Origin of the sequence: Micromonospora peucetia (assembly GCF_900091625.1) — a bacterium.
Lineage (GTDB): Bacteria > Actinomycetota > Actinomycetes > Mycobacteriales > Micromonosporaceae > Micromonospora > Micromonospora peucetia.
Genome location: NZ_FMIC01000002.1, coordinates 661,503 through 687,063 on the forward strand (window position 1 = coordinate 661,503; position 25,561 = coordinate 687,063).

The following is a 25,561-nucleotide window of genomic DNA, read 5'->3' on the forward strand; positions in this document are numbered from 1 at the left end:
AGGGTCGCCCTCCTCGCACTGTCATGAGATCCCAAGTTCGCTGTCGATGAGAGCGAAGACCTCGTCGTCGGTCGCGGATTCGATGTCGTTGCCGTTGGTCGCCGGCTCGCCGCCCAGCTTCGCCAGCACGTCGCGCAGCCGCAGCGAGAGCCGGGTGCGGGACTGCTCGTCGACGGCGGGCAGGGCCGCCTCGAGGCGGTCGAGTTCGGCGAACGCGGCCAGCACCGTGTTGGCCTCGTCCGACTCGCCGGCGAGCTCGGCCCGCAGGTATGCGGCGAGGGCCTTCGACGTCGGGTGGTCGAACACCAGCGTCGCGGGCAGCCGCAGCCCGGTCGCCGCGCTCACCCGGTTGCGTAGCTCGACCGCCGTGAGCGAGTCGAAGCCGAGTTCGGAGAACGGCCGGTCGGCGGCGACGGCGCCCGGGTCCGGGTAGGCCAGCACCCCCGCCACCTGGGTACGCACCAGGTCGAGCAGGATGACCTCGGCCTCCTCGGCGTCCCGGCCCGCGAGCCGCTGCCGCAGCGCGTCGACCGCTCCCGCCTCGGCGTCGGCCGCCCGTCTGGCGGGCACCCGGACCAGGCCGCGCAGCACCGGCGGCACCAGGCCCGCGACGGCGCGTTCCCGCAGGGCCCGGTGGTCGAGCCTGATGGGCGCCACCAGGCCCCGGGTGTGCAGCGCCGCGTCGAACAGGGCCAGCGCCTCGTCGACGGAGAGCGCGCCGATGCCGGAGCGCGACATGCGCCGCAGGTCGGCCTCGGTGAGCTGCTCCGCCATGCCCGCCTGCTCCCAGCGGCCCCAGGCCAGCGACACGGCCGGCTGGCCGTTCGCCCGCCGGTGCTGGGCGAGCGCGTCCAGGTAGGCGTTGCCGGCGGCGTAGTTGCCCTGGCCGGGTCCGCCGAGCACGCCGGAGGCCGACGAGAACAGGACGAACGCGGTCAGGTCCCGGGTCAGCTCGTGCAGGTTCGTCGCGGCGTCGACCTTGGGCCGCAGCACCCGGTCGACCTGCTGGGGGGTGAGCGAGGAGATGACGGCGTCGTCGACGACGCCCGCCGCGTGCACCACCGCGCGCACCGGGTGCGCCGCGAGCAGCGCGGCGAGCGCGTCGGAGTCGGCGACGTCGCAGGCGGCGACGGTGACCTCGGCCCCCAGGGCGACGAGTTCGTCGCGCAGGTCGGCCGCACCCTCGGCGGCGGGGCCACTGCGGCTGACCAGCAGCAACTCGCGGACCCCGTGCCGGCGGACCAGGTGCCGGGCGACGAGCCGGCCGAGCGCGCCGGTGGCCCCGGTGACCAGGACGGTCCCCTCGAACCCGGTCGCGGCGGGGTCGTCGGTGACGCCGGCCCGCGCCAGGCGGGGCACCAGGACGTCGGTCCCGCGTACGGCGAGCTGCGGCTCGTCGGAGCCGAGCGCGGCGGCCAGCCCGGTGCCGGCGTCTGCGTCTGCGTCTGGGTCTGCGTCGACCAGGACGAACCGGTCGCCGTGCTCGGACTGCGCGGAGCGGATCAGGCCCCAGGCCGCGGCCCCGGGCAGGTCGGTGACGTCGGCGTCGGGACGGGTGGCCACCGCGCCGCTGGTCAGGACGGCGAGGCGGGAGGCGGCGAACCGTTCGTCGGCGAGCCACTGTTGCGCCAGGGCGAGGACCTGGTGGGTGGCCGCCCGGGCCCGCGCGGCCACCGCCGGCCCCCGGTCCGGGGCGCACCGCGCCACCACCACCTCGGGCACCGTGGCGCCGGCGTCGACGGCGGCGGCGAGGGCCGCCAGGGCCGGGTAGGCGGTTGCGTCGAGGCCGTCGATCCGGTCCCCGAGCACCGCGACGGTACGCGGCCGGGGCGACCCGGCCAGCGGCGTCCAGTCCAGGCGCAGCAACGACTCGTGCCGGTCGCGGCGGAGGGCGGCCAGTTGCTCCGGCGACACCGGGCGCACCGCCAACGCCTCGACCGAGGCCACCGGGGCGCCGGCCGCGTCGGCCAGGGTGATCGACACCGTGCCGTCGCCGGGCACGATCCGGGCCCGCAGCCGGTTGGCGCCCGCCGCGTGCACGGTGAACCCGCGCCACGAGAACGGCAGCGCCGGGTCGCCGTCGCCGGTCGACGCGACCGCGTGCAGGACGGCGTCCAGCAGCGCCGGGTGCAGGCCGAAACGGCCGGCGTCGTCGTGCGCCTGCTCGGGCAGGGTGATCTCCGCGAACACCTCGTCCCCGCGTCGCCACGCCGCGGTCAGGCCCTGGAAGACCGGGCCGTACCGCAGGCCGCGGGCGAACAGGTCGTCGTACGTCGCGGAAACGTTGACGGGGTCCGCGGCCGGCGGCCAGGCCCGCAGGTCGGCGCCGGTGGCCCCGGCCGGGGTCAGCCGGCCCACCGCGTGGGTGGTCCACCCGTCCTCGTCCTCGACCCGCGAGTGGACTCCCACGTCCCGGCCACCGTCCGGCGCCGGTTCGCCCACCGTCACACGCACCTGGACGCCGCCGGTGTCCGGCAGCACCAGCGGAGCTTCCAACGTCAGTTCCTCGACCCGCGGGCAGCCGACCTCGCGTCCGGTGTGCGCCGCCAGCTCGACCAGCGCCGCGCCGGGCAGCAGCACCAGGTCCGCGACCGCGTGGTCGGCCAGCCACGGGTGGGTGGTCAGCGCGAGCCGGCCGGTGAACACCGCGCCGCCGTCCGGCAGTTCGACCGCCGCGCCCAGCAGCGGGTGGTTCGTACGCGCCTGGCCCAGTCCGCTCGCGTCGCCGGTGCCGGCGCCCGTTCGGGGCCAGTACGGCTGGTGCTGGAACGCGGACGTGGGCAGTTCCACCGTCCGGCCCGGCGCCACCGCCGACCAGTCGATGGTCGTGCCGTGCACCGCGAGCCGGGCGAACGCGGTGGCCACGGTCTCCGGCTCGGCGCGGCCCTTGCGGCACACCGGGATCCAGGCGCCGTCGGCCACCTGCCGGCCGAGCGCGGTCAACACCGCGTCGGGGCCGATCTCCAGGAACGTGGTGGCGCCAGACGCGGCCAGTGTGGCGACCGCGTCGGCGAACCGGACGGGTTCGCGGACCTGCCGCACCCAGTGGTCGGCGTCGAGGGTGGTGGCCTCGCCGGTCACCGTCGAGACCAGCTCGACGACCGGTTCCCGGCAGTCCACCTGGGCCACGACCGCGCGGTACCCGTCGAGCATCGGGTCCATCAGCGGCGAGTGGAACGCGTGCGACACGGTCAGCCGCCGCACCTTGCGGCCCCGCCGGGTCAGCTCGTCGGCCACGGCGAGGGTGGCGGCCTCCTCGCCGGAGAGCACCACCGACTCAGGCCCGTTCACGGCGGCGACGGCCACGTCTCCGGAGAGCAGCGGTGCCACCTCGTCCTCGGTGGCGCGTACGGCCACCATCGCGCCACCGGTCGGCAGCGCCTGCATCAGCCGACCCCGCGCCGCGACCACCCTCGCGGCGTCGGCCAGCGACCAGACCCCCGCCACGTACGCCGCCGTCAACTCACCGATCGAGTGCCCCGCCACGAAATCGGGCCGCACCCCCCACGACTCGAACAACCGGAACAGCGCCACCTCCACCGCGAACAACGCCGGCTGCGCCCACCCCGTCTGATGCACCTCGTCGGTGCCCAACACCTCCCGCAACGGCCGTTCCAGATGCCGGTCCAACTCACCGCACACCTCGTCGAACGCCCGCGCGAACACCGGGAACACCAACAGCCCCTCGGCCATCCCGACCCGCTGCGCCCCCTGCCCGGTGAAGAGCACCGCGAGCTTCCCGCCGTCGGCCGTACCGGTCACCACCTCGTCGCCGAGCAGCACCGCACGGTGTGGGAACCCGGCCCGCCCGGTGGCGAGCGTGTACGCGACGTCGACCGGGCGCAGCGTCGGGTCGGCGGCGACGTGGGTACGCAGCAGGCCGATCTGCTCCCGCAGTCCCTCCTCGGTCCGCGCGGAGAGCAGCCACGGCGTGAACGGGATGTCCGGCTCGTCGGCCGGCGGCGCCGGGTCGGCCTGCTCCAGCACGACGTGGGCGTTGGTGCCGCTGATGCCGAAGGACGACACGGCGGCCCGCACCGGGCGGTCGGCGGCGGTGAGCGGCACCGGGGTCGAGGCGACGCGTACCGCGCCGGAGGTCCAGTCGACGTGTGGCGAGGGCTCGTCCACGTGCAGGGTCTGCGGGAGCACGCCGTGCCGCAGCGCCAGCACCACCTTCATGATGCCGGCCACCCCGGCGGCGGCCTGGGTGTGCCCGAGGTTCGACTTGACCGACCCCAGCAGCAGCGGCGCCGCACGCTCCTGCCCGTAGGTGGCGAGGACGGCCTGCGCCTCGATCGGGTCGCCCAGGGTGGTGCCCGTGCCGTGCGCCTCGACCACGTCGACGTCGGCCGGGGACAGCCGGGCGTCCGCCAGCGCGGCCCGGATCACCCGCTGCTGCGACGGCCCGTTGGGCGCGGTGAGCCCGTTGGAGGCGCCGTCGGAGTTGACGGCCGAGCCGCGGACCACCGCCAGCACGGGGTGCCCGTGGCGTCGCGCGTCGGACAGCCGCTCGACCACCAGCACGCCGACGCCCTCGGCGAGCGACGTGCCGTCGGCCGCGCCCGCGAACGACTTGCACCGCCCGTCGGGGGCGAGGTTGCGCTGCCGGGAGAACTCCAGGAACGTGCTCGGCGTCGACATCACCGACACGCCACCGGCGAGCGCGAGGGAGCACTCCCCGTTGCGCAGCGCGGAGACGGCCAGGTGCAGGGCGACCAGGGACGACGAGCAGGCGGTGTCGATGGTCATCGCCGGGCCCTCCAGCCCGAGCGTGTACGAGATCCGGCCGGAGATGACGCCACCGGAGTTGCCGGTGGAGAGGAACCCGTCGACCGACTCGGCGGAGCCGTTCAGCACGGTGCCGTAGTCGTTGTACATGACGCCCGCGTACACGCCGGTCTGGCTGCCGCGCAGCGCGGTCGGGTCGATGCCGGCCCGCTCCAGCGCCTCCCACGACGTCTCCAGCAGCACCCGCTGCTGCGGGTCCATCGCCAGCGCCTCGCGCGGGGAGATGCCGAAGAAACCGGGGTCGAAGTGGGCGGCGTCGTAGAGGAAGCCGCCCTGGTCGACGTAGCTGGTGCCCGGGTTGTCCGGGTCGGGGTCGAACAGCGCGTCGAGGTTCCACCCCCGGTCGGCGGGGAACGGCCCGATCGCGTCGCCGCCGCCCACCAGCAGCCGCCACAGCTCCTCGGGCGTGCGTACGTCGCCGGGGAACCGGCAGGCCATGCCGACGATCGCGACCGGCTCGTGGTCGTGCCGGGCCACGGCGACGTCCGTCGTCGCGGTCCGCCCGCCGGCCAACTGCTCCACCAGGTGCCCGGCCAGCGCTTCCGGCGTCGGGTAGTCGAACACCAGCGTCGCGGGCAGCCGCAGCCCGGTCGCCACGCCGAGCTGGTTGCGCAGGTCGAGCGCGGTGAGCGAGTCGAAGCCCAGTTCCTTGAACGGCCGGCCGGCCGGCAGCCGGTCCGCCCGGGCGTAGCCGAGGACGGACGCGACCCGGGTGAGCACCGCCTCCAGCACGACCTCGGCACGACGCTCGGTGGGCACCTCGGCCAGCCGCTGGGCCAGGGAGGAGCCGCCCACCGCCCGGCGGGCCGGGGCACGGACCAGGCCACGCAGCAGTGCCGGCGGCTCCCGGTCGTCCCGGCCGAACGCGGCGAGGTCCACCGGCACCGGCGCCAGCAGGGCGTCGGTCGACCGGATCGCGGCGTCGAACAGCGCCAGACCATCCTTGTTGGACAGCTCGCTCATGCCGCTGCGCGCCATCCGGCTCAGCTGCGCGCCACCCACCTCGGCGGTCATCTCGCTGCGCTCGGCCCACAGGCCCCAGGCGAGCGAGTGGGCGGGCAGGCCCGCGGCCCGGCGCCGCGCCGCGAGCGCGTCGAGCAGCGCGTTCGCCGCCGCGTACGCGCCCTGGCCGGGGCTGCCGAAGATGCCGGCGGCCGAGGAGAACAGCACGAAGGCGGTGACGTCACCGGCCAGTTCGTGCAGGTGCCAGGCCGCGTCCACCTTGGGGCGCAGCACCTCGGCGAGCCGGTCGGGGGTGAGCGTGGCGATGGTGGCGTCGGCCATCACACCCGCGGTGTGCACGACGCCGGTGACCGGGTGCGCCGCGAGCAGCGCGGCGACCTGGTCGCGGTCCGCCACGTCGCACGGCAGCACCGTCACGGTCGCGCCCAGCTCGGCGAGTTCGTCGCGCAGCTCGACCGCGCCGGCGGCGGCGAGGCCACGGCGGCTGGTCAGCACGAGATCGCGTACGCCGTGCCCGGTGACCAGGTGGCGGGCGACCAGCCCGCCCAGGGTGCCGGTGCCACCGGTGACGAGCACCCGGCTGTCCGGACCGAACACCGCCGGCCCGTCGACGTCCGGCTCGGGGACCCGGGCCAGGCGGGGGGCGCTCACCACGCCGTCGCGGACGGTGAGCACCGGCTCGCCGGTCGCCAGCGCCCCGGCCACCAGGTCGTCGGCGGTGTGGTCGGCTTCCAGCAGGACGATCCGGTCCGGGTTCTCCGCCTGCGCGGAGCGGACCAGGCCGTGCACCGCCGCGCCGGCGAGGTCGTCCGGGCGGGTCACCACGACGAGCCTGGTCTCGGTCTGACCCGGGTCGGCGAGCCACTGCTGGATCGTGGTCAGCGCGTACGCCGTGACGTCGGGCACCGCGGCGATGCCGGGCGCGTCGGAGAAGCACGGCAGGAACAGCGTGTCGGCGGCCACCTCGGCCAGTGGCACCGGCGGGGCGTCGAAGACCGGCGTGCCGCCCAGCGTCTGCCAGCTGCCGCGCTCGCCCCGGCCGACGGCCAGCGGCGCCTGCTCCAGCCGGAACAGCGACTCGACGAGTCCGCTGCGTCCCTTCAGCGCCTGTGGGGCCACCGGTCGTACGGTGAGCGCCGCCACGGTGGCGACCGGGGCGCCCGTGTGGTCCGCGAGGAGCAGGGCGGCGCTGTCCGCCCCCGTCCTGGTGAGCCGGACGCGCAGGCTCGTCGCGCCCGTCCCGTGCAGCGTCACGCCGCCCCACGAGAACGGCAGCCGTGCCACGCCGTCCCCGGCCTCGGCGGCGAGGGCGTGCAGGGCGACGTCGAACAGCGCCGGGTGCAGGCCGAACCCGTCGACGTCGACGCCCTGGGGCAGGGCCACCTCGGCGAACGTCTCGTCGCCGCGCCGCCACGCCGCGGTAAGGCCCTGGAAGACCGGACCGTACCGGAGGCCGAGGCCGGCGAGCCGGTCGTACAGGTCACCGAGGTCGACCGGCAGCGCGTCGGCGGGTGGCCACTCGGTGAGGCGCTCCCCGGCCGCCGTGGCGGGGGCGAGGACACCGGTGGCGTGCCGGGTCCACATGCCGATCCTCGCCTCGGTGTCCGTCTGCCCGTAGACGCCGAGCGCGCGGCGGCCGTGCTCGTCCGACGCCTCCACGGTGAGTCGCAGGGCCACCCCGCCGTGTGCCGGGACGACGAGCGGGGTGGTGATGACGAGTTCATCGACGGCCGGGCAGCCCACCTCGTCACCGGCGCGCACGGCGAGTTCGACCAGTGCCGTGCCGGGCAGCAGGACGGTGTCCAGGACGGCGTGGTCGGCCAGCCAGGGGTGCGTCTCCAGGCTGATCCGGCCGGCGAGCACGACCAGGTCCCGCTCCGGGACGGTGAGCGCGGCCCCGAGCAGCGGGTGGCCGACGACGTCGATGCCGAGGCCACGCGCGTCCACGGCGGACGCCGCCGCGAGCTGCCAGTACCGCTGGTGCTGGAACGCGTACGTCGGCAGCGGGGCCGGTACGCCACGGGTGTGCCGGGACCAGTCGACGGCGACCCCACGGACGTGCGCCTCGGCCAGGGAGAGCAGGAAGCGCGGCAGGCCGCCCTCGTCGCGCCGCAGCGACCCGACGAGCGCGGCCGGGGCGTCGGCCCGGTCCAGGATCTCGCGTACCCCCATGCCCAGCACGGGGTGGGGGCTGATCTCCACGAGGACGTCGTGCCCGTCGGCGAGCAGGCGGTCGACCGCCTCCTCGAACCGGACCGTGCCGCGCAGGTTCGCGTACCAGTACCCGGCGTCGAGGCCGGCGGTGTCGACGACCTCGCCGGTGAGCGTGGAGTACAGCGGCACGTCGGCGCTTCGCGGCCGAACGTCGGCGAGGACGCGCAGCAGTTCGTCCCGGATGGTCTCGACCTGCGCGGAGTGCGAGGCGTAGTCCACCGGGATCATCCGCATCCGGACGCCGTCGGCCTCGCACCCTGCCAGCAGTTCCTTGAGTGCGTCGGGCTCGCCGGACACGACGGTGGCGGCGGGCCCGTTGACCGCGGCGACCGAGATCCGCTCACCCCACCGGGCGAGGCGCGCCTGCACGTCCGCCCGGGGCGCCGCCACCGATGCCATGCCGCCCCGTCCGGCCAGTCCGGCGCCGATCGCCCGGCTGCGCAACGCGACCACCCGGGCGCCGTCGTCGAGGGTGAGCGCGCCGGCCACGACGGCAGCGGCGATCTCGCCCTGCGAGTGCCCCACCACGGCGGCGGGCTCGACACCGTACGACCGCCACAGCGCCGCCAGCGACACCATCACGGCGAACAGCACGGGTTGCACCACGTCCACCCGGTCGAGCGACGGCGCGCCGGGCACGCCCCGGACGACATCGAGCAGCGACCAGTCGGTGAACGCGTCGACGGCCTTCGCGCACTCGTCCATGCGGTCCGCGAACACCTCGGCGGTGTCCATCAGCTCGACGGCCATGCCCGCCCACTGCGAGCCCTGGCCGGGGAACATGAAGACGACCCGGGGCGCGTCGCCCGGCGCGGCGCCGGTGGCGACGGTCGGCGCGGGTTCGGCCGCCGCGACGGCGGCCAGGCCGGCCCGCAGCTCGGCGGGGTCCGCGCCGACCACGACCGCCCGGTGCTCGAACCGGGCCCGCGCCGCCAGGGCGGCGGCGACGGCGGCCGGGGCAGCGGGGTGCAGGTCGAGGTGGGCCGCCGTCCGGGCCGCCTGGTCGCGCAGGGCGTCCGCCGTACGGCCGGACAGCACCCAGGGCACCGGTCCGGTCGACGCGACGCCGGGCTGCGCGGTCTCCCGCTCGGGCGGCTCCTCCAGGATCACGTGGGCGTTGGTGCCGCTCACGCCGAACGACGAGACACCGGCGCGGTACGGCTCGGCGCCCCTGGGCCAGGCGACCGCCTCGGTCAGCAGGTCGACCGAGCCCTCGGTCCAGTCGACCTGGTCGCTCGGGGCGTCCACGTGCAGCGTCTTCGGCAGCAGCCGGTGCCGCATGGCGAGCACCATCTTGATGATGCCGCCGACGCCGGCGGCGGCCTGGGTGTGGCCGATGTTCGACTTGATCGAGCCGAGCCGGAGCGGCCGTTCCCGGTCCTGGCCGTAGGTGGCGAGGAGGGCCTGCGCCTCGATCGGGTCGCCCAGGGTGGTGCCGGTGCCGTGCGCCTCGACCACGTCGATCTGGTTGGCCGACAGCCGCGCGTTGGCCAGCGCCGCCTGGATCACCCGCTGTTGCGCCGGCCCGTTCGGCGCGGTCAGCCCGTTGGACGCGCCGTCCTGGTTGACCGCCGACCCTCGGACGACGGCGAGCACCGGGTGTCCGTTGCGGCGGGCGTCGGCGAGCCGCTCCACGATCAGCATGCCGACGCCCTCGGCGAAGCCGGTGCCGTCGGCGGCGGCGGCGAAGGACTTGCAGCGGCCGTCCGGCGACAGCCCGCGCTGCTTGGAGAACGCGACGTAGGTCTCCGGGGTCGCCATCACGGTGACGCCGCCGGCCAGCGCGAGCGAGCACTCGCCGTTGCGCAGGGCCTGCACGGCCAGGTGCAGGGCGACCAGCGACGACGAGCACGCGGTGTCGACGGTGACGGCCGGCCCTTCCAGGCCGAGGGTGTACGCCACCCGGCCGGACGCGATCGCGCCGGTGGCGTTGTTCTCCGGGTAGTCGTGGTACATGACGCCGGCGAAGACGCCCGTGTCGCTGCCGCGCAGCCCGGTCGGGTCGATGCCCGCGTTCTCGAAGGCCTCCCACGAGATCTCCAGCAGCAGCCGCTGCTGCGGGTCCATGGTCAACGCCTCGCGTGGGCTGATCCCGAAGAACTCCGGGTCGAACTGGGCCGCGTCGTGCAGGAAGCCACCCTCCCGGGTGTACGACCGGCCCGGCGTACCGGGCGTGGGGTCGTAGAGCTCGGCGACGTTCCAGCCACGGTCGGTGGGGAAGGCGGTGATCCCGTCCCCGCCGGCGGCGACCAGGTCCCACAGGTCGTCCGGGGTCCGCACCCCGCCCGGGTAGCGGCAGGCCATGCCCACGATGGCGATCGGCTCGCGCAGCGTCGAGTTCAGCTTGCGGTTCTGCTCCCGCAGCCACTCGTTCTCCTTGAGCGAGGCCCGCAGCGCGGTGACGAGCTTCTCCTCCGAGTTGGCCATGTGGTCAGCTCCCCGCTTCCGTCGTCGCTTCACCGAGGTCGGCGAGCGCCATGCTGATCAGTGCGTCGGCGTCCATGTCGTCGATGGATCCGGCCGGTGCGTCGACCGGTGCGTCGGCGGCGACCCGGACGCCGCCCAGTTCGAGCAGGCTGTCCATCAGGCCGGCGTCCCGGAGCCGGCCGAGGGGGATGGCGAGCAGGATGCGGCGGACCTCCTCCTCGGGCAGCCCGGCGTCGGTGCCGGTGTCCGGTACGAGCCGCTCGTACAGCAGCTCGGCGACCGCGCGGGTGTTCGGCCGGTCGAAGGTCAGGGTCGCGGGCAGCCGCAGGCCGGTCACGGCGTTGAGCTGGTTGCGCAGTTCCAGCGCGGCGAGCGAGTCGAAACCCAGCTCGGTGAAGGCGCGGCCGGGGTCGACGGCGTCGGGGTCGCGGTGCCCGAGCACCGCCGCGACGTTCGTGCGGACCAGGTCCAGCAGCAGGTCCGTGCGCTCCGGCCCGGAGAGGCCGGCCAGGCGTGCGGCGAGGTCGTTGCCGGTGGACGCCGCCCGCCGGGTCCGGGCGCGGACCAGGCCGCGGTAGATCGGGCCGTCGACCACGCCGAGGTCGAGCCCGACGGGCACCAGGACCGGCGCGGCGCAGCTGATCGCGGCGTCGAAAAGGCGCAGGCCCTCGTCGACCGGCAGGGCACGCACGCCCGACCGGGCCAGCCGCTGCCGCTCCGCACCGGTCAGCTCGCCCGCCATCCCGCCGTCCCACATGCCCCACGCCAGGGACTGCCCGGCCAGGCCGGCAGCGCGACGGCGCACCACCAGGGCGTCCAGGAACGCGTTGGCCGCGGAGTACGCCGCCTGACCCACGTTGCCGAACACGCCCGCAGCCGACGAGAACACCACGAACGCCGACAGCCCCATCCCGGCCGTCAACTCGTGCAGGTGCCACGCCGCGTCCACCTTCGGCGCCAGCACCCGGTCCAGCCGCTGTGCCGACAACGACGCCAGCAGGCCGTCGTCCACCACACCGGCGACGTGTACCACCGCCGACAGGTCACGGCCGGCGACCAGTGCCGCCACGGCGTCCCGGTCGGCCACGTCGCAGGCCGCCCAGCGCGCCGACGCGCCCGACGACGCCAGCTCCGCCGCCAGTTCGACGGCACCCGGCGCGGCCTCCCCACGGCGGGACACCAGCAGCAGGTCGCGGACCCCGTACGCCGCCACCAGGTGCCGGGCCACCACCGCGCCCAACGCGCCGGACGCACCGGACACCAGCACCGTCCCGGCGCCGAAGTCCGCGGGTACCGGGTCGTCGGCGCGTACCCGGGCCAGCCGGGCGGCGTGCGGGACGCCGTCGCGGACCACGAGCTGGGGTTCGTCGTCGGCCAGCACGACGTCGCCGTCGACCAGCACGACGCGGTCGGGGTGCTCGGCCTGGACCGAGCGGACGAACCCCCACACGGCGGCGCCCGCGAGGTCGGTGACGTCCTCGCCGGGCAGGGCCACCGCGCCCCGGGTACGCACGACGATCCGGGCGCCGGTGGGTTCGGCCAGCCACGAGGTGAGTTCGTCGAGTACGCGGTGCAGGGCGGCGCGGACACCGGCGGGGGTGTCCGCCGAGGCGGGGTCGATCGGGAACGTGGTCGTGTCGAGCACCGGCACGTCCCCCGCCGGCTCGCCGGCGGCCGGCACGGGGGTCCAGGTCAGCTCGTACAGCGAGTCGTGGTGGGTCGGCCGGGCGTCGAGCGCGCCGACGGGTCGGGTCTCCAGCCTGCCCACCGACACCACGGGGGCGCCCGTGCCGTCGGTCGCGGTGATCGTCCAGCCGGAGACGACGGGCACGATCCGGACCCGCAGGGCGGTGGCGTGGGTGGCGTGCAGCACCACCTGCTGCCACGAGAACGGGAGCACGGTGCTCCCCGTACCGGCCTGGTCGGCCAGCAGCGGGGCGTGCAGCGCCGCATCCAGCAGGGCGGGGTGCAGCGCGAACCGCTCATCCACCTCGGGAAGGGTGACCTCGGCGAAGAACTCGTCGCCGCGTTCCCACACCGCCGTGACGCCCCGGAACGCCCGCCCGTACTCGTAGCCCCGGTCCGAGAGCCGGTCGTAGGCGTCGGTCAGGTCGACCGGCCGGGCGCCCGCGGGGGGCCACTCCAGCACGGTGTCCGGCGCGGTGACCGGGTCCGCGGTGACCAGCCCGGTGGCGTGCGCCGTCCAGGCCTCGGTGTACTCGCCGCGCGAGTGGATCTCGACCGTGCGGCGGCCCGCCTCGTCCGGCTCGCCGACCCGCAGCCGCAGTTGCACCGCGCCGTCCTCGGGCAGCACCACCGGGGCCAGGGTGGTCAGTTCCTCCAGCACCGGGCAGCCGACCGCGTCCGCGGCGTGGACCGCGAGTTCGACGAGCGCCGCGCCGGGAACGAGCACGGCGCCCGCGACGACGTGGTCCGCGAGCCACGGGTGGGTGCCGGTCGACAACCGTCCGGTGTAGACGACGCCGTCGAAGTCGGGCAGTGCGACGGCCGCGCCGAGCAGGGGGTGCTCGGTGTCGGCGAGCCCGAGTCGGCCGGCCGCTCCCGTCGCGGTCGCGTTCTCCGCCCAGTACCGCTGGTGTTCGAAGGGGTAGGTGGGCAGGTCGGTGCTCCGGGCGCCGGCGAACCAGGTGGGCCAGTCGACCGGGATCCCGATGGTGTGCAGTGCGGCGACGGCTTTGGTGAGGGTGTGGGTTTCGGGTTGTCCTCGGCGGGTGGTGGCGATGGCGGTGGTGGTGTCGCCGGTGGTGGTGGCCAGGACGGTGTCGGGGCCGATTTCGAGGTAGGTGGTGATGTGGTGGTCGGTGCTGAGCTTCTGGACGGCGTCGTGGAAGCGGACGGTGTGGCGGACCTGGGTTACCCAGTAGTCGGGGGTGGGGTCGAGGGGTTGGCCGGTGACGGTGGAGGTGACGGGGATGGTGGGTTTGTGGTGGGTGATGGAGGCGGCGACGGCGCGGTAGTCGTCGAGCATCGGGTCCATCAGGTGGGAGTGGAAGGCGTGGGAGACGGTGAGGCGTCTGGTGCGGTGCCCGGCGTCGGCGAGTCTTTGGGCGGCGGTCAGGGTGGCGGCTTCGTCGCCGGAGATGACGAGGTTGGTGGGGGTGTTGATGGCGGCGAGGCCGACGCGGTCGCTGAGGTGGGGGGTGACTTGTTCTTCGGTGGCTTCGATGGCGACCATGGCGCCGCCGGTGGGTAGGGCTTGCATGAGTCGGGCGCGGGCGGCGACGAGGGTGGCGGCGTCGGTGAGGTCCCAGACGCCGGCGATGTGGGCGGCGGTGAGTTCGCCGATGGAGTGGCCGGCGACGGCGTGCGGGTGGATGCCCCAGGATTCGAGGAGTCGGTAGAGGGCGACTTCGAAGGCGAACAGGGCGGGTTGGGTGTAGCCGGTCTGGTGCAGTCCGTCGGTGTCGATGACTTCCCGCAGTGGCCGGTCCAGATGCTTGTCCAACGCGGTGCACACTTCGTCGAAGGTGGTGGCGAAGACGGGGTACGCGGCGGCGAGTTCGGTGCCCATACCCAGGCGCTGCGCACCCTGACCCGTGAACAGGAAGGCGAGCCGGCCGCCGGGAGCCGCCGCGGTCGGCTGCACTCCGGCCTCCAGCGCGCGTACCAGCTCCTCGGTGTCGCGGCCCACCACGGCGGCGCGATGCTCGAACGCGGTACGCCCGACGGCCAGCGTGAAGCCGACGGCCAGGGTGAACCCGAAGTCCTCGGGGTCACGGCCCGCCACCGCGCCGGCCAGCCGCGCGGCCTGTGCCCGCACCGCCTCCGGCGTCCGCCCGGAGAGGATCCACGGGATCACCGGCGGTGCGACCACGGGCACCGGCTCGGGGGACTCCGCCGGCTCGGGCTCCTCCAGCACCACGTGTGCGTTGGTGCCGCTGATCCCGAACGACGACACGGCGGCCCGGCGCGGACGGTCGCCGGCGGGCCACGCCACCGGCTCGGTCAGCAGCGACACCGCCCCCGCCGACCAGTCCACCTTCGAAGACGGCTCGTCGACGTGCAGGGTGCGCGGCAGCAGCCCGTGCCGCAGCGCGCCCACCATCTTGATCAGGCCGGCGACGCCGGCCGCGGCCTGGGTGTGGCCGATGTTCGACTTGATCGAGCCCAGCCAGAGCGGGCGGTCCCGGTCCTGGCCGTAGGTGGCGAGGATGGCCTGGGCCTCGATCGGGTCACCCAGGGTGGTGCCGGTGCCGTGCGCCTCGACCACGTCGACCTGGCTCGCCGACAGCCGCGCGTTGGCCAGCGCGGCCCGGATCACCCGCTGCTGCGCCGGCCCGTTCGGGGCGGTCAGCCCGTTGGAGGCGCCGTCGGAGTTCACCGCCGTGCCCCGGACCACCGCCAGCACCCGGTGACCGTTGCGCCGCGCGTCCGACAGCCGCTCCACCACGAGTACGCCGACGCCCTCGGACCAGCCGGTGCCGTCGGCGGCGGAGGCGAAGGACTTGCAGCGGCCGTCCGGCGACAGCCCGCGCTGCCGGGAGAACTCGACGAACGTCTCCGGGGTCGCCATCACGGTCACGCCACCGGCCAGCGCCAGCGTGCACTCGCCGTTGCGCAGCGCCTGCCCGGCGAGGTGCAGGGCGACCAGCGACGACGAGCACGCCGTGTCGACGGTGACCGCCGGCCCCTCCAGGCCGAACGTGTACGCCACCCGGCCCGAGGCGATCGAGCCCGTGGCGCTGTTGCCCGCGTAGTCGTGGTACATCATCCCGGCGAACACACCGGTGGCACTGCCCCGCAGTCCGGCCGGGTCGATGGCCGCGTTCTCCAGCGCCTCCCACGAGGTCTCCAGCAGCAGCCGCTGCTGCGGATCCGTCGTCAACGCCTCGCGCGGGCTGATCCCGAAGAACTCGGCGTCGAAGTCCGCGGCGCCGGGCAGGAAGCCGCCCTCCCGGGTGTACGACCGGCCGGGGGTGCCGGGGGTCGGGTCGTACAGCTCCCCCACGTTCCAGCCCCGGTCGGTGGGGAAGCCACCGATCCCGTCGCGTCCGGTGGCGACCAGGTCCCACAGGTCCTCCGGCGTACGCACGCCGCCCGGATACCGGCATGCCATGCCGACGATCGCGAGTGGCTCATGGGCGGCCTCCTCCGCGTCACGCAGCTTCCGCCGCGTCTCGCGCAGCTCCGCTGTCGTCCGCCTGAGGTAGTCGAGCAGCTTTTCCTCGTTGTCGGGCATCGACGTCACTCCAAGAGCGGACCGGTGGGGGATCGGGTGACAGAGCGGGGATGCTCCGGTGCGTGCCACGCCGCCGGACGGGTCCGGCGGCGGGCACGGAGACGAGACGGGTGCGGGTGTTCCCCGGCGGACGACCTTCGTGCCGGGGGCCCGCGGGTTCATCGCGGTCAGCTCACCCTGCGCTCGTGGCCCTGCCAGAACCGCTCACGCAGCTCGCGGCGCAGGATCTTGCCGCTGGGGTTGCGGGGCACCCGGTCGATGAACTCGTAGTGCAGCGGCTGCTTGAAGGCGGCGAGCCTGCCGCGCAGGTGCAGGGCCAGGTCGCGTTCGGTGAGCTGCTGGCCCTCCACCGGCACCACGAACGCGTGCACGGCCTCGCCCCAGCGCTCGTCCGGCACACCCACGACCGCCGACTCGGCGACCAACGGGTGGCGGCCGATGACGTGCTCGACCTCCGCCGGGTAGACGTTCTCCCCCGCCACGATGATCATGTCCTTGATCCGGTCGCGGATGAACAGGTAGCCGTCCTCGTCCAGCACTCCGGCGTCCCCGGTCACGACCCAGCCGTCGACCAGCGTCCTCGCCGTGGCCTCCGGCAGGTTCCAGTACTCCACCATCGCCGCCGGCGTACGCAGCCAGACCTCGCCGACCTCGCCGGGTGGCAGCGGCTCGCCCTGGCCGTCGGCGACCTTGACCTCGAAGCCCGGGTAGGGGCGTCCCGCCGCCTGCATCCTGCCGCTGTCCGGCCGGTGGTCGGCCGGGGGCAGGCAGATGGCCGTGTTGCCGGTCTCGGTCAGGCCGTAGATCTGGGCGAACTCGCAGCCGAAGCCCTCGACGCAGCGGGCGAGCAGCCCGGCCGAGATGGGCGCGCCGCCGTAGACCACCTTGCGCAGCGAGGTGAAGTCGTCGCTGGAGACGCCGGGTTCGGCCAGCAGCAGCCGCAGCATCGCGGGCACCAGGCAGGCGGTGGTGACCCGCAGCGTCCTGATCAGCTCGACCGCGCCCGCCGTGGTGAACTCGCGCATCACCACGTTCGTGACGCCCGACACGAAGCCCTGCGTCGCCCACCAGAGGCCGCCGATGTGGAATCCGGCCATCCCGACGAGGCTGACGTCGCCCTCGCGCCAGTCGATCCAGTCCAGTTCCGCCGAGGCGAGCGCCGCGCGTACCGCGAAGAAGCTGCGGTGGGCGAGGACGACGCCCTTGGGCAGCCCCGTCGTGCCGCTGGTGTACATCTGCACCAGCGGCGTGTCGGGGGTGATCCTGGCCAGCACGTTGGCGTCCGGCTGCGCCGCCACCCAGGCCGCGAAGCCGGCACCGGCGGTGCCCGGCTCGTCGAGCCCGACCACCCGCTTCAGGGTCGGCAGTTCCGGCGCCAGCTTCTCGGCGGTGGCGGCCGAGTCGGAGTCGACGAACAGCAGGGCGGCGCCGGAGTCGCGCAGGATGTGTTCGACCTCGCCGGCAGCCAGCCGCCAGTTGATCGGCACCAGCACCACACCGGTCTTGGCGGCGCCGAAGAGCAGCTCGTAGTAGTGCTCGGACTCCTTGCCCAGGTAGGCGATGCGGTCGCCGGGGCGCAGGCCTGCCGCCTGAAGGCCACGCGCGACCTGGTTGCTGACGCGGTGCAGGGTGGCGTAGTCGACGCGCCGGCCCTCGCAGACCACGGCGACGACGTCCGGCTGCTGGACGGCGTGCCTGCGCACCACGTCGACGAGGGTGCGCAACTGAACAGTCACCGGGTCCTCCTCAGGGGACGTACGGGTGGGGGCGGCTCACGCCGCGTCGGCCTGGAAACGCATGCCGGGCGGGTTGACCAGCGCCATCCGCACCTCGCCCTCGGCGACGCCGCCCTGGGTGTCCCAGAAGCGCCACGGCATGTCGATGATCTGGACCGGCCGGCTGCGGTTGCGCTCGCTGAACTCGGCGAAGGACACCTCGCCGTGGAACGACGACGAGTCGATCGGCCGCCGGAACTTGCTGGTGAAGTTCGCGATGAGCATGTCCGGAAGCTGCTTGGCCCAGTAGTCGTCCATGGTCCACGCGGCCAGCGCGGGAACGGCCCGGTCCTGGACGCACTTGGCGATCAGGTAGTACATGAGCTGGTTGAAACAGATGTTCACCTCGACCGAGTTGAGGTGCCCTGTGTCGTCGATGTAGCACGGGTACGGAATGGCGAACTCACCCTCGGCGCTCGCCAGCCCGTTGGCGACGGTGACCGTCGCGGACTTCAGGTACTGGGTCCTCGGCCTCGCGTACGGGCGCAGCACGTCCGAAAGCAGTCCCGGGTCGTTGGCGAAAGTCGCACGCCCGATCGACACGCTGTTCTTCACCGGCGATGTGGTCATTGCTATTCCTCCTATGCGCACGAGTGCGAAATTGAAGGTAATCGCGGCCGGTCCATCACCCGGTAACAGCGGAAGAACTCAGCCGACGCCCATGACGGACCCGACCGACGAGCCGGTCCAGCAGCATGTCGGAGGTGAGCGACAGATCGGCGAGAAGCGGGTCGGGCGACAACAGCGCCAGGTGCAGTGCCTGGATCCGCTCCGAGGGCTCGATGCCGAGCTCGCCCATCATCCGCCGCCGGAACCGCAGATAGACCTCCAGCGCGGCCGGCGTGCGACCGGACCGGTGCAGCGCGAGCATCAGCATCGTGTGCGCCGACTCGTGCAGCGGGTGCTCCACGACCAGCGACGCGAGCTCGGAGGTCGCCTCCCGGTGCCGGCCCAGGCACAGGTCGGCGTCGATCCTGGTGGTGTACGCGTAGAACCGCCGCTCCTCCAGCCGCGCCGCCTGGGCGCGCAGCTGCGGGCCCCACTGGCCCTGGTGCACGACGTTGCCGCGCCACAGCGCCAGCGACCGGCGCAGGTGCGCGCCGGCCTGCTCGTAGTCGCCCGCGTGCATCGCCGCGGTGCCCGCCGTGACCAGCTCGTCGAACTCGACGATGTCGAGCTGCTTCGGGTCCACCCGCAGCGTGTAGCCCCCGGAGCAGGTCAGCAGGACGTCCCGCGCGATGTCCTCGACGGACCCGCCGAGCACACCGCGGAACAGCTTGCGCACCTTGAACATGTACGTCTGAAGGGTGGCGTGGGCGGTGCGTGGTGCCCCCGAGCTCCACAGCTCCCGCACCAGCACCGACGCGCCGACCGGCTGGTTCGCGTTGAACAGCAACGCGGACAGGACCAGTCGCAGCTTCGGTGCGCTCGGGGCGATGTCGACCCCGCCGTGCCGGATGACCAGGGGGCCGAGCAGCTCGAAGCGCAGCCCGGCGAGCGGGTTTCCCGCCGGGTGCCGGGGCGGCACGGCAGGTGGCGGCTCGGTACGCCGGACCTCCGTCGCGGGGTCGGCCGCCGACTCCAGCAACGCGGCGAGGAGCGTCAGTTTCTCCTCGTTCGACATCGATCCCAGTTCCGCAAACTTGGTAACCATTTCGCCGACCTCGCTATCAGTCGGAACGACCGCACTTCCCGCCGCCGACTAGTGGTGTCGGCGTACTGGTTCCGCGACGGGAGCGACGATTCCGACCAGGGGGAGTCAGGACAGGGTTCCACGCTATTCCAAGCGAAGGTCGAGCCGATAGTGACCGCGTCATGCACCGGAGTGACCAAACGAGGGACAGCACGTGACGGCGGCACTTGCCCGCACCGTGCGCTGCCGGAAGGCTGGGCTGGAGGCACGCTGGAGTGTCGCTGGAGCGGCACTGGTCGAGCAGGGAGCAGCCATGTCGGGTGGGGATGCACAGCTGCGCGTCGGGTTCAAGCGGCACCTTCGGGCCCACGTGGTGCGCGGTGACGCCGTCTACCTGCTGTCCGAGCGCGGGGCGACCTCGGTCAGCGGGGCACACGTCGAGGCCCTGGCCCCGTTGCTGGACGGCACCCGTGACCTCGCGGCACTCGTGCGGGACAGTCCTGCCGGGATCTCGCCCGCCGAGATCGGCGCGGTCGTCCGGCGGCTCGTCGACGCCGGCCTGGTGACGCTGCGGCCCGCGCAGGAAACGGGATCCGACGAGTCCGCGCTCGCGTACTGGGAGTCGGCGGGCCTGGACCCGGCCGCCGCCGTACGGGCCACCACCGCCGCCCGGGTCGACCTGGTCCGCGTCGGCGGCCGTTCGGAGGATGCCGCGGCGGCTGGTGACGCGCTGCGCGCGGCCGGCCTGACCGTCACGCGGGTCTCCGGGAACTTTTCCGCCCCGCCCTCCGACTTATCGGTTGTGCTCTGTGACGACTACCTCGACGAGGAGTTGACTGCCGTCGACGCCGCACATCGCGCCGCAGGCCGGCCCTGGCTCCTCGCGAAGCCCGGTGGCGCACAGGTGTGGGTGGGGCCGGTGTTCGACCCGGCCGCCGGGACGGGATGCTGGCACTGCCTGGCGCACCGGTTGCGCGGTCACCGCCAGGCCGAGACGCGCCTGCGCGCCGTCGTCGGCTCCGGCACCCAGATCACCGCTCCCCCGGTGTCGCTGCCGCCGCTCGGCGCCGCCGCCCTGCATCTGGTGGCCCTGGAGGCCGCCAAGTGGACGGCCGGGCTCCGGCACGACGGGCAGCGGGCGGTGTGGACGATGGACAGCGTCACCCTGCACGGCACCCACCACGAGGTACGCGCCCGGCCGCAGTGCCCGGGGTGCGGCGATCCCGGCGTCGAGCGTGAACGGGCGTTCCGCCCGGTGCCGCTGCGCAGCCGGCCGAAGGCGTCCCGCTCCGGCGGCAGCCACCGCGCTCTGCCGCCGGAGCGGGTGCTGCACGACTACGGGCACCTGGTGAGCCCGGTCAGCGGCGTGGTCAAGGAGATCACCCGCGACGGGCGGGGCCCGGCCTTCCTCAACTCGTTCCGTTCCGGCCCCAACCTGGCGATGACCACCCGCAGGAACGCCGAGCAGATGCGTTTCGCGCTGCGGGCCGAGAACGGCGGCAAGGGCATCACCCCCGTGCACGCCGAGGTGAGCGCGCTGTGCGAGGCCATCGAGCGGCACAGCGCCTACTTCCACGGCGACGAGGCCTACGTCACCGGCAGCTACACCGAGCTGGCCGACACCGCCGTGCACCCCGACCGCTGCCTGCTGTTCGACGAGCGGCAGTACGCCGACCGGGCACGCTGGAACGCCACCTGCTCGCCGTTCCAGTATGTGTGCGCGCCGTTCGACGACGCGGCCGTGACGAGCTGGACCCCGGTGTGGTCGCTCACCGAGCAGCGGCACCGCCTGCTGCCCACCCCGATGCTCTACTTCAACGTGCCGGAGCAGCACGGCGGCATGTCGCTGTGCGCGGACTCCAACGGCAACGCGGCGGGCAGCAGTCTGGAGGACGCGCTGCTCCAGGGCCTGCTGGAGCTGGTGGAACGCGACGCGGTGGCCCTCTGGTGGTACAACCGCACCCGGGCCCCCGCGGTCGACCTGGACAGCTTCGGCGACCGCTGGATCGACGAGCTGCGGGAGGTCTACGCGGGCCTGCACCGCGAGGTCTGGGTCCTGGACGTGTCGTCGGATGTCGGGATCCCCACCATGGCCGCGCTGTCCCGGCGCACCGACAAGCGGTGCGAGGACATCATGTTCGGCTTCGGCGCACACCCGGATCCGCGGGCGGCGCTGGTCCGGGCCCTCACCGAGATGAACCAGTTGATGCCGACCGTCGCTGAGGTCGGTGGCGACGACGACGACCGGTACGGCTGGTCCGATCCCGACGCCGTGCGGTGGTGGCGCACCGCCACCTGGGCCGGGGACGCCTACCTGCGGCCCGATCCCGCGGTGCCGGCCCGCCGGCTCGCCGACTACCGCCACACCCCGACGGACGACCTGCTCCAGGACGTCCGCTCGGTACAGCATCGGCTGGAGGCACTGGGGCTCGACGTGCTCGTGCTCGACCAGACCCGTCCGGACGTCGGGCTTCCCGTGGTGAAGGCCATCGTGCCGGGGATGCGCGGCTTCTGGGCGAGGTTCGCGCCGGGCCGGCTGTTCGACGTCCCGGTGCGGCTCGGCCGGCTCGACCGCCCCACGAAGTACGAGAACCTCAACCCGATACCACTTTTCGTGTAGAGCGGGCGTACGTGGCACCGCCACGCCCGTCAAGGAGCCAGGTTGCCATCCGACGCCGACACGTCCCACCCCGGACCGAGCCTGTCGCTGTGGTCCTTCCGGGACGACGTGACCATCGAGACGGCTGAGGACGGCAGTCTGACCGTCCTCAGCCGCTGGGGTGACGTCCCGGTGGGCCGGCCCGCGCCCTCGGTCGAGGAGGTCCTGCACCGCATGACCTACGGGCCGGTCGCGCTCGGCAACGTCGCCGGACTGGACCGGGACGTTCTCCGGTCGGTATTCGACCGGCTGCCCGGCCGGATAGTCCGATCGCTCGGCTCGCGGGACTCGCCGGTTCCGCTGCTCTCCGTCCAGCCGGTGTCCCCGCTGGGGGTGTTCGAGCTGCCGGAGGTGGCCGGGGACCAACCGATCAGGCTGTCCCGGTTCGCGTTCGCCCACCAGCGGGAGGGCGAACTGGTGCTCGAGTCTCCGCTGTCGCACCACCGGGTGGTGCTGCACCGGCCGCAGGCGTCGCTGGTGCTCGGCGCGCTCCCCCGCGCGACCACCAGCGTCGAGGTCGGGCGGAAGGTCGGCCTGGCGCTCCCGGTGGTGGCCGATGTCGTCGCCTACCTGGTCGGCGCGGGCATGGTCGCCGCCGGTGAGGCCGGCACGTCGCGGTTCCACGAGGACTCCGACCCCACACTGCTGGTGTGGTCGCCGTACGACCTGCTGTTCCACTCGCGCAGCAGGCTCGGCACGCACGACGATCCCGCCGGTGCGACGTTCCGCCACGTCGCGACCCTGCCGCCGCCGGCGGCGGCCAAGCCGGCGCCGGCGGGGCCACGGATCCCGATGTACCGGCCGCCCGTCCCGGTTCCGCACGGGATGCCCCTCACCGAGGCGGTCGACCGGCGCCGGTCGACCCGCGCGTTCGCCGACGCGGCGCCGTCGACCAGGGATCTCGGGGAGCTGCTGTTCCACGCGGCGCGGGTCCGGATGCAGACGGTGGCCACGGCTCCCGACAACGTGCGGTACACGGTGACGCGGCGTCCGTATCCCAGCGCGGGTTCGCTGTACGAACTGGAGCTGTACCTGACGGTGGACCGCTGCCCGGACCTGCGGCGCGGGATCTACCACTACAGCCCGATCGAACACGCGCTGACCCTCGTCAACGCCAACCCGGCCGACGTCGACGAGTTGCTCGACAACGCCCGGGTGTCCGTCGGCGGCCGGCGGCCCCCACCGGTGCTGATCACCATGACCGCGCGGGCGGACCGGCTGTCCTGGGTGTACGACAGCATCTCCTACGCCACCACCCTGAAGCACGTCGGCATGCTCCAGCAGACGCTCTGCCTCGTCGCCACGATGCTCGGGCTCGCCACCTGCGCCCTCACCATGGGCGACGCCAGGCTTTCCGCATCGGCGTTCGGACTTGACTGGCCGGCGGAGGTCGGTGTCGGCGAATTCGCCATCGGACTACCCGAAAACGACATTTCCAGTAACGAGGAGCACCTGGGCGTACACGGAATGTGAATGGGTCGGTCGGCCGCCCGCAAAAGGCTTTACGCTCCCTTGCGCGTGGCCCGCAGAATGAGCATTCATGATGCGTGCGGGCGCGTGATAGAACGGGGTTAATCGCGCCGGCCCAACGGGGGATGCCAAGTTGATCAAGGTGTTGTTGGCCGAGGACATGCACATGGTCCGTGATGCGCTGGTCGCGTTGCTCAACCTGGAGCCGGACATCGAGGTCGTCGCCGCGGTCGCCTCGGGCACGGAGATCCTGCCCATGGCGCAGCGGCTCCGACCCGACGTCGCCGTGATCGACATCGACCTGCCGGGCAAGGACGGGCTCTCCGCGATCGCCGACCTCCAGGCCCATCTGCCGGAGATCCGCACTCTGGTCCTGACCGCGCTCGGCCGGCCGGGCACCCTGCGCCGGGCGCTGTCCGCGAAGGCGACCGGCTTCCTGCTGAAGGACGCCCCGACCGAGCAGCTGGTCGAGGCCATCCGCAGCGTCGCCGCCGGCCGCCGGGTCGTCGACAGCCAGCTCGCGATGTCCGCCTGGGACAGCGCCGAGTGCCCGCTCACGGCGCGCGAGACCGAGGTCCTCCGCCTCACGGCGGACGGGCTCCAGGCCGTCGACATCGCGGCGCAGATGTTCCTGTCAGTCGGTACCGTCCGCAACTATCTGACCACCATCGTCAACAAGCTTGCCGCGCGGAACCGCGTCGACGCCATCCGGGTCGCCCGGGAGGCCGGCTGGCTGTGACCGGGACGCCTGGTGGCGCTCCAGCCGCAGCGGCACCTTGGCCCGCAGCCGGAACAGGTCAGGCTGGTGGTCGACCGTCAACGAGCCGCCGATCTCCTGGGCGCGTACGGAAAGGTTGCGCAACCCGTTCCGACCGCTGCCGGGATCCCGGGGCGGCCCGACGGCCAGGTCGTCGTTCACGATCTCGATCCAGGCGTCGTCGTGCGTCTGCCGGATGGTGATGTCGCAGTGCTTGGCCTTGCTGTGCCGCAGGATGTTCGTCACCCCCTCCCGCAGCACCGTGGCGAGCACCGTGCTGACCTGGACCGGCAGGTCCAGGTGGTCGCTGTCCAGTCGCACCTGGATGTCGGCGGCGGACAGCACGGACACGGCGGACCGGCACTCCTCCTCCAGCGACAGCTCCCGGTAACCACTGGCGACGGTCCGCGCGTCGGAGAGGGCGACCCGCGAGATCTCCAGGATCTCCAGCAACTGGTCGCTCGCCTCCTGCGGCGACTTCTCCATCAGCCGGTGCACGAGCTCGATCTTGAGCGAGATCGCGGACAGGCTGTAGCCGAGCAGGTCGTGCAGGTCGCGGGCGAACCGCAGCCGCTCCCGCAGCACCGCCATCCGGGCGATCTCCGCGCGGCTCTCCTGCACCTCGACGACGAGCGCGGTCAGCCGGGACAGCCCGTACACCACGAGCCCCGTCGTGACGGTGGAGATCGAGGTGTAGAGCATGTCGATCGGCGCGCGGGTGAAGATCCACTGGGCGACAGCCATCGAGGCGACGATGAGGGAGAAGGTCACCCACGCCGTGACCGCCCGCAGCACGAGCAGCACGCTGCCGGCCAGGAAGCCCGGCATGCCGACCCACGCCTGACCGAAGGCCAGGATCGGCAGGTACACCAGCGCCACCTGGGTGGCCAGGACGCCGTAGCCCAGCGGCGTGCGCAGTCGCCCGTTGTCCCGGCCGTACCACAGCAGCTGCATCGCCATCAGGGCGGCGATGCACGCGAACGACAGCGCGATGGCGACCGGGTTGACCGGCAGCAACATGACGTGGAGAAAGCCGATGAGGCTGATGCTTGCGAAGACGGCGGTGACGACGCCCATCGCGAGACGGGGCGCCGGCAGCGGCGCCGTCTCCCGCGAGGATGAGCGCCCTGGTGTGAGGGAGAGGTTCACGGCAGCAGCGCTCCCGGTTCCTCTAGCCCAACCGGCGTACGCCCAGAGGCCGGCTCGCCCCGCACCCGGTCCGGCCGATCCCCCGTCGGCCGCGATGCCCGGTCCCGGGCGTCGATCCAACAACCACGACACACTCCCCAGTGATCGACCCGACGGCGGGAATGGTCCTCGTCAGCTCGCAGAACCCGTGCCGTCGACGGACGCCGGCAGGGCGCCGAAGCTCACAGAGTCGTTACGCGAAGTAAACGTTTTTGAACAGACTCCCGGCCACGAATTGCGATGTGTCCTACGGACACCCTCCCCCTTGTGTGTCGACCTTTCCATATAAAAATGACGGTCGTCAAGCCGCTTTGCCTGGCTACCGCAGCACGAAAGGGTCCTAATCGATGCTAGGGAACATTTGCCGCCGTCACGTCATATCCTCTAGTAGGGACATTTGACGCGGGGGCCGCCGCTCGGCGTCGGGGCCTACCGGGGGACGGCCGGACGCCGTGGCGGGGCCTGCGCCAGCACCGATACGAGGTCG

General features: G+C 73.5%; 9 protein-coding genes. 3 read left to right on the top strand and 6 right to left on the bottom strand.

Features of this window, described 5'->3' with window-relative positions; all coding sequences use genetic code 11:
- Positions 1 to 21 precede the first annotated feature (21 nt).
- The 5 genes from GA0070608_RS03360 to GA0070608_RS03380 all read right to left on the bottom strand — a co-directional run bounded on the left by GA0070608_RS03360 (position 22) and on the right by GA0070608_RS03380 (position 19,021).
- Entirely contained in the window at positions 22 to 10,425 is a 10,404-nt protein-coding gene (locus tag GA0070608_RS03360) for an SDR family NAD(P)-dependent oxidoreductase (RefSeq protein ID WP_425413222.1), read from the bottom strand.
- Positions 10,397 to 15,592: a type I polyketide synthase gene (locus GA0070608_RS03365; RefSeq protein ID WP_176733626.1), complete on the bottom strand. Its 5,196-nt coding sequence runs from the start codon at positions 15,590 to 15,592 to the stop codon at positions 10,397 to 10,399. The genes GA0070608_RS03360 and GA0070608_RS03365 overlap by 29 nt, the downstream gene beginning before the upstream one ends.
- A gap of 167 nt (positions 15,593 to 15,759) precedes the next feature.
- Positions 15,760 to 17,328, bottom strand: a complete 1,569-nt coding sequence (locus tag GA0070608_RS03370) for a fatty acid--CoA ligase (RefSeq protein ID WP_091621452.1) — start codon at positions 17,326 to 17,328, stop codon at positions 15,760 to 15,762.
- Between the two features lie 36 nt (positions 17,329 to 17,364).
- Entirely contained in the window at positions 17,365 to 17,937 is a 573-nt protein-coding gene (locus GA0070608_RS03375; RefSeq protein ID WP_091621455.1) for an FcoT family thioesterase, read from the bottom strand.
- 55 nt (positions 17,938 to 17,992) lie between these two features.
- Positions 17,993 to 19,021, bottom strand: coding sequence for an AfsR/SARP family transcriptional regulator (locus GA0070608_RS03380; protein ID WP_091621458.1), 1,029 nt, complete (start codon positions 19,019 to 19,021; stop codon positions 17,993 to 17,995).
- A gap of 292 nt (positions 19,022 to 19,313) precedes the next feature.
- On the opposite strand from GA0070608_RS03380, the gene GA0070608_RS03385 reads away from it, so the two are divergent.
- From GA0070608_RS03385 to GA0070608_RS03395, 3 genes are all read left to right on the top strand, one after another.
- Positions 19,314 to 21,620, top strand: a complete 2,307-nt coding sequence (locus GA0070608_RS03385) for a TOMM precursor leader peptide-binding protein (RefSeq protein ID WP_091621462.1) — start codon at positions 19,314 to 19,316, stop codon at positions 21,618 to 21,620.
- Positions 21,621 to 21,662: 42 nt separating this feature from the next.
- Positions 21,663 to 23,132, top strand: coding sequence for a SagB family peptide dehydrogenase (locus GA0070608_RS03390; RefSeq protein WP_091621468.1), 1,470 nt, complete (start codon positions 21,663 to 21,665; stop codon positions 23,130 to 23,132).
- Between the two features lie 139 nt (positions 23,133 to 23,271).
- Entirely contained in the window at positions 23,272 to 23,868 is a 597-nt protein-coding gene (locus GA0070608_RS03395; RefSeq protein ID WP_425413249.1) for a response regulator transcription factor, read from the top strand.
- Here the strand turns inward: GA0070608_RS03395 and GA0070608_RS03400 are convergent.
- Complete coding sequence (locus tag GA0070608_RS03400; protein ID WP_091621476.1) at positions 23,764 to 24,963, bottom strand: histidine kinase; 1,200 nt, start codon at positions 24,961 to 24,963, stop codon at positions 23,764 to 23,766. The two genes, GA0070608_RS03395 and GA0070608_RS03400, sit on opposite strands and share 105 nt — an antisense overlap.
- Positions 24,964 to 25,561 lie beyond the last annotated feature (598 nt).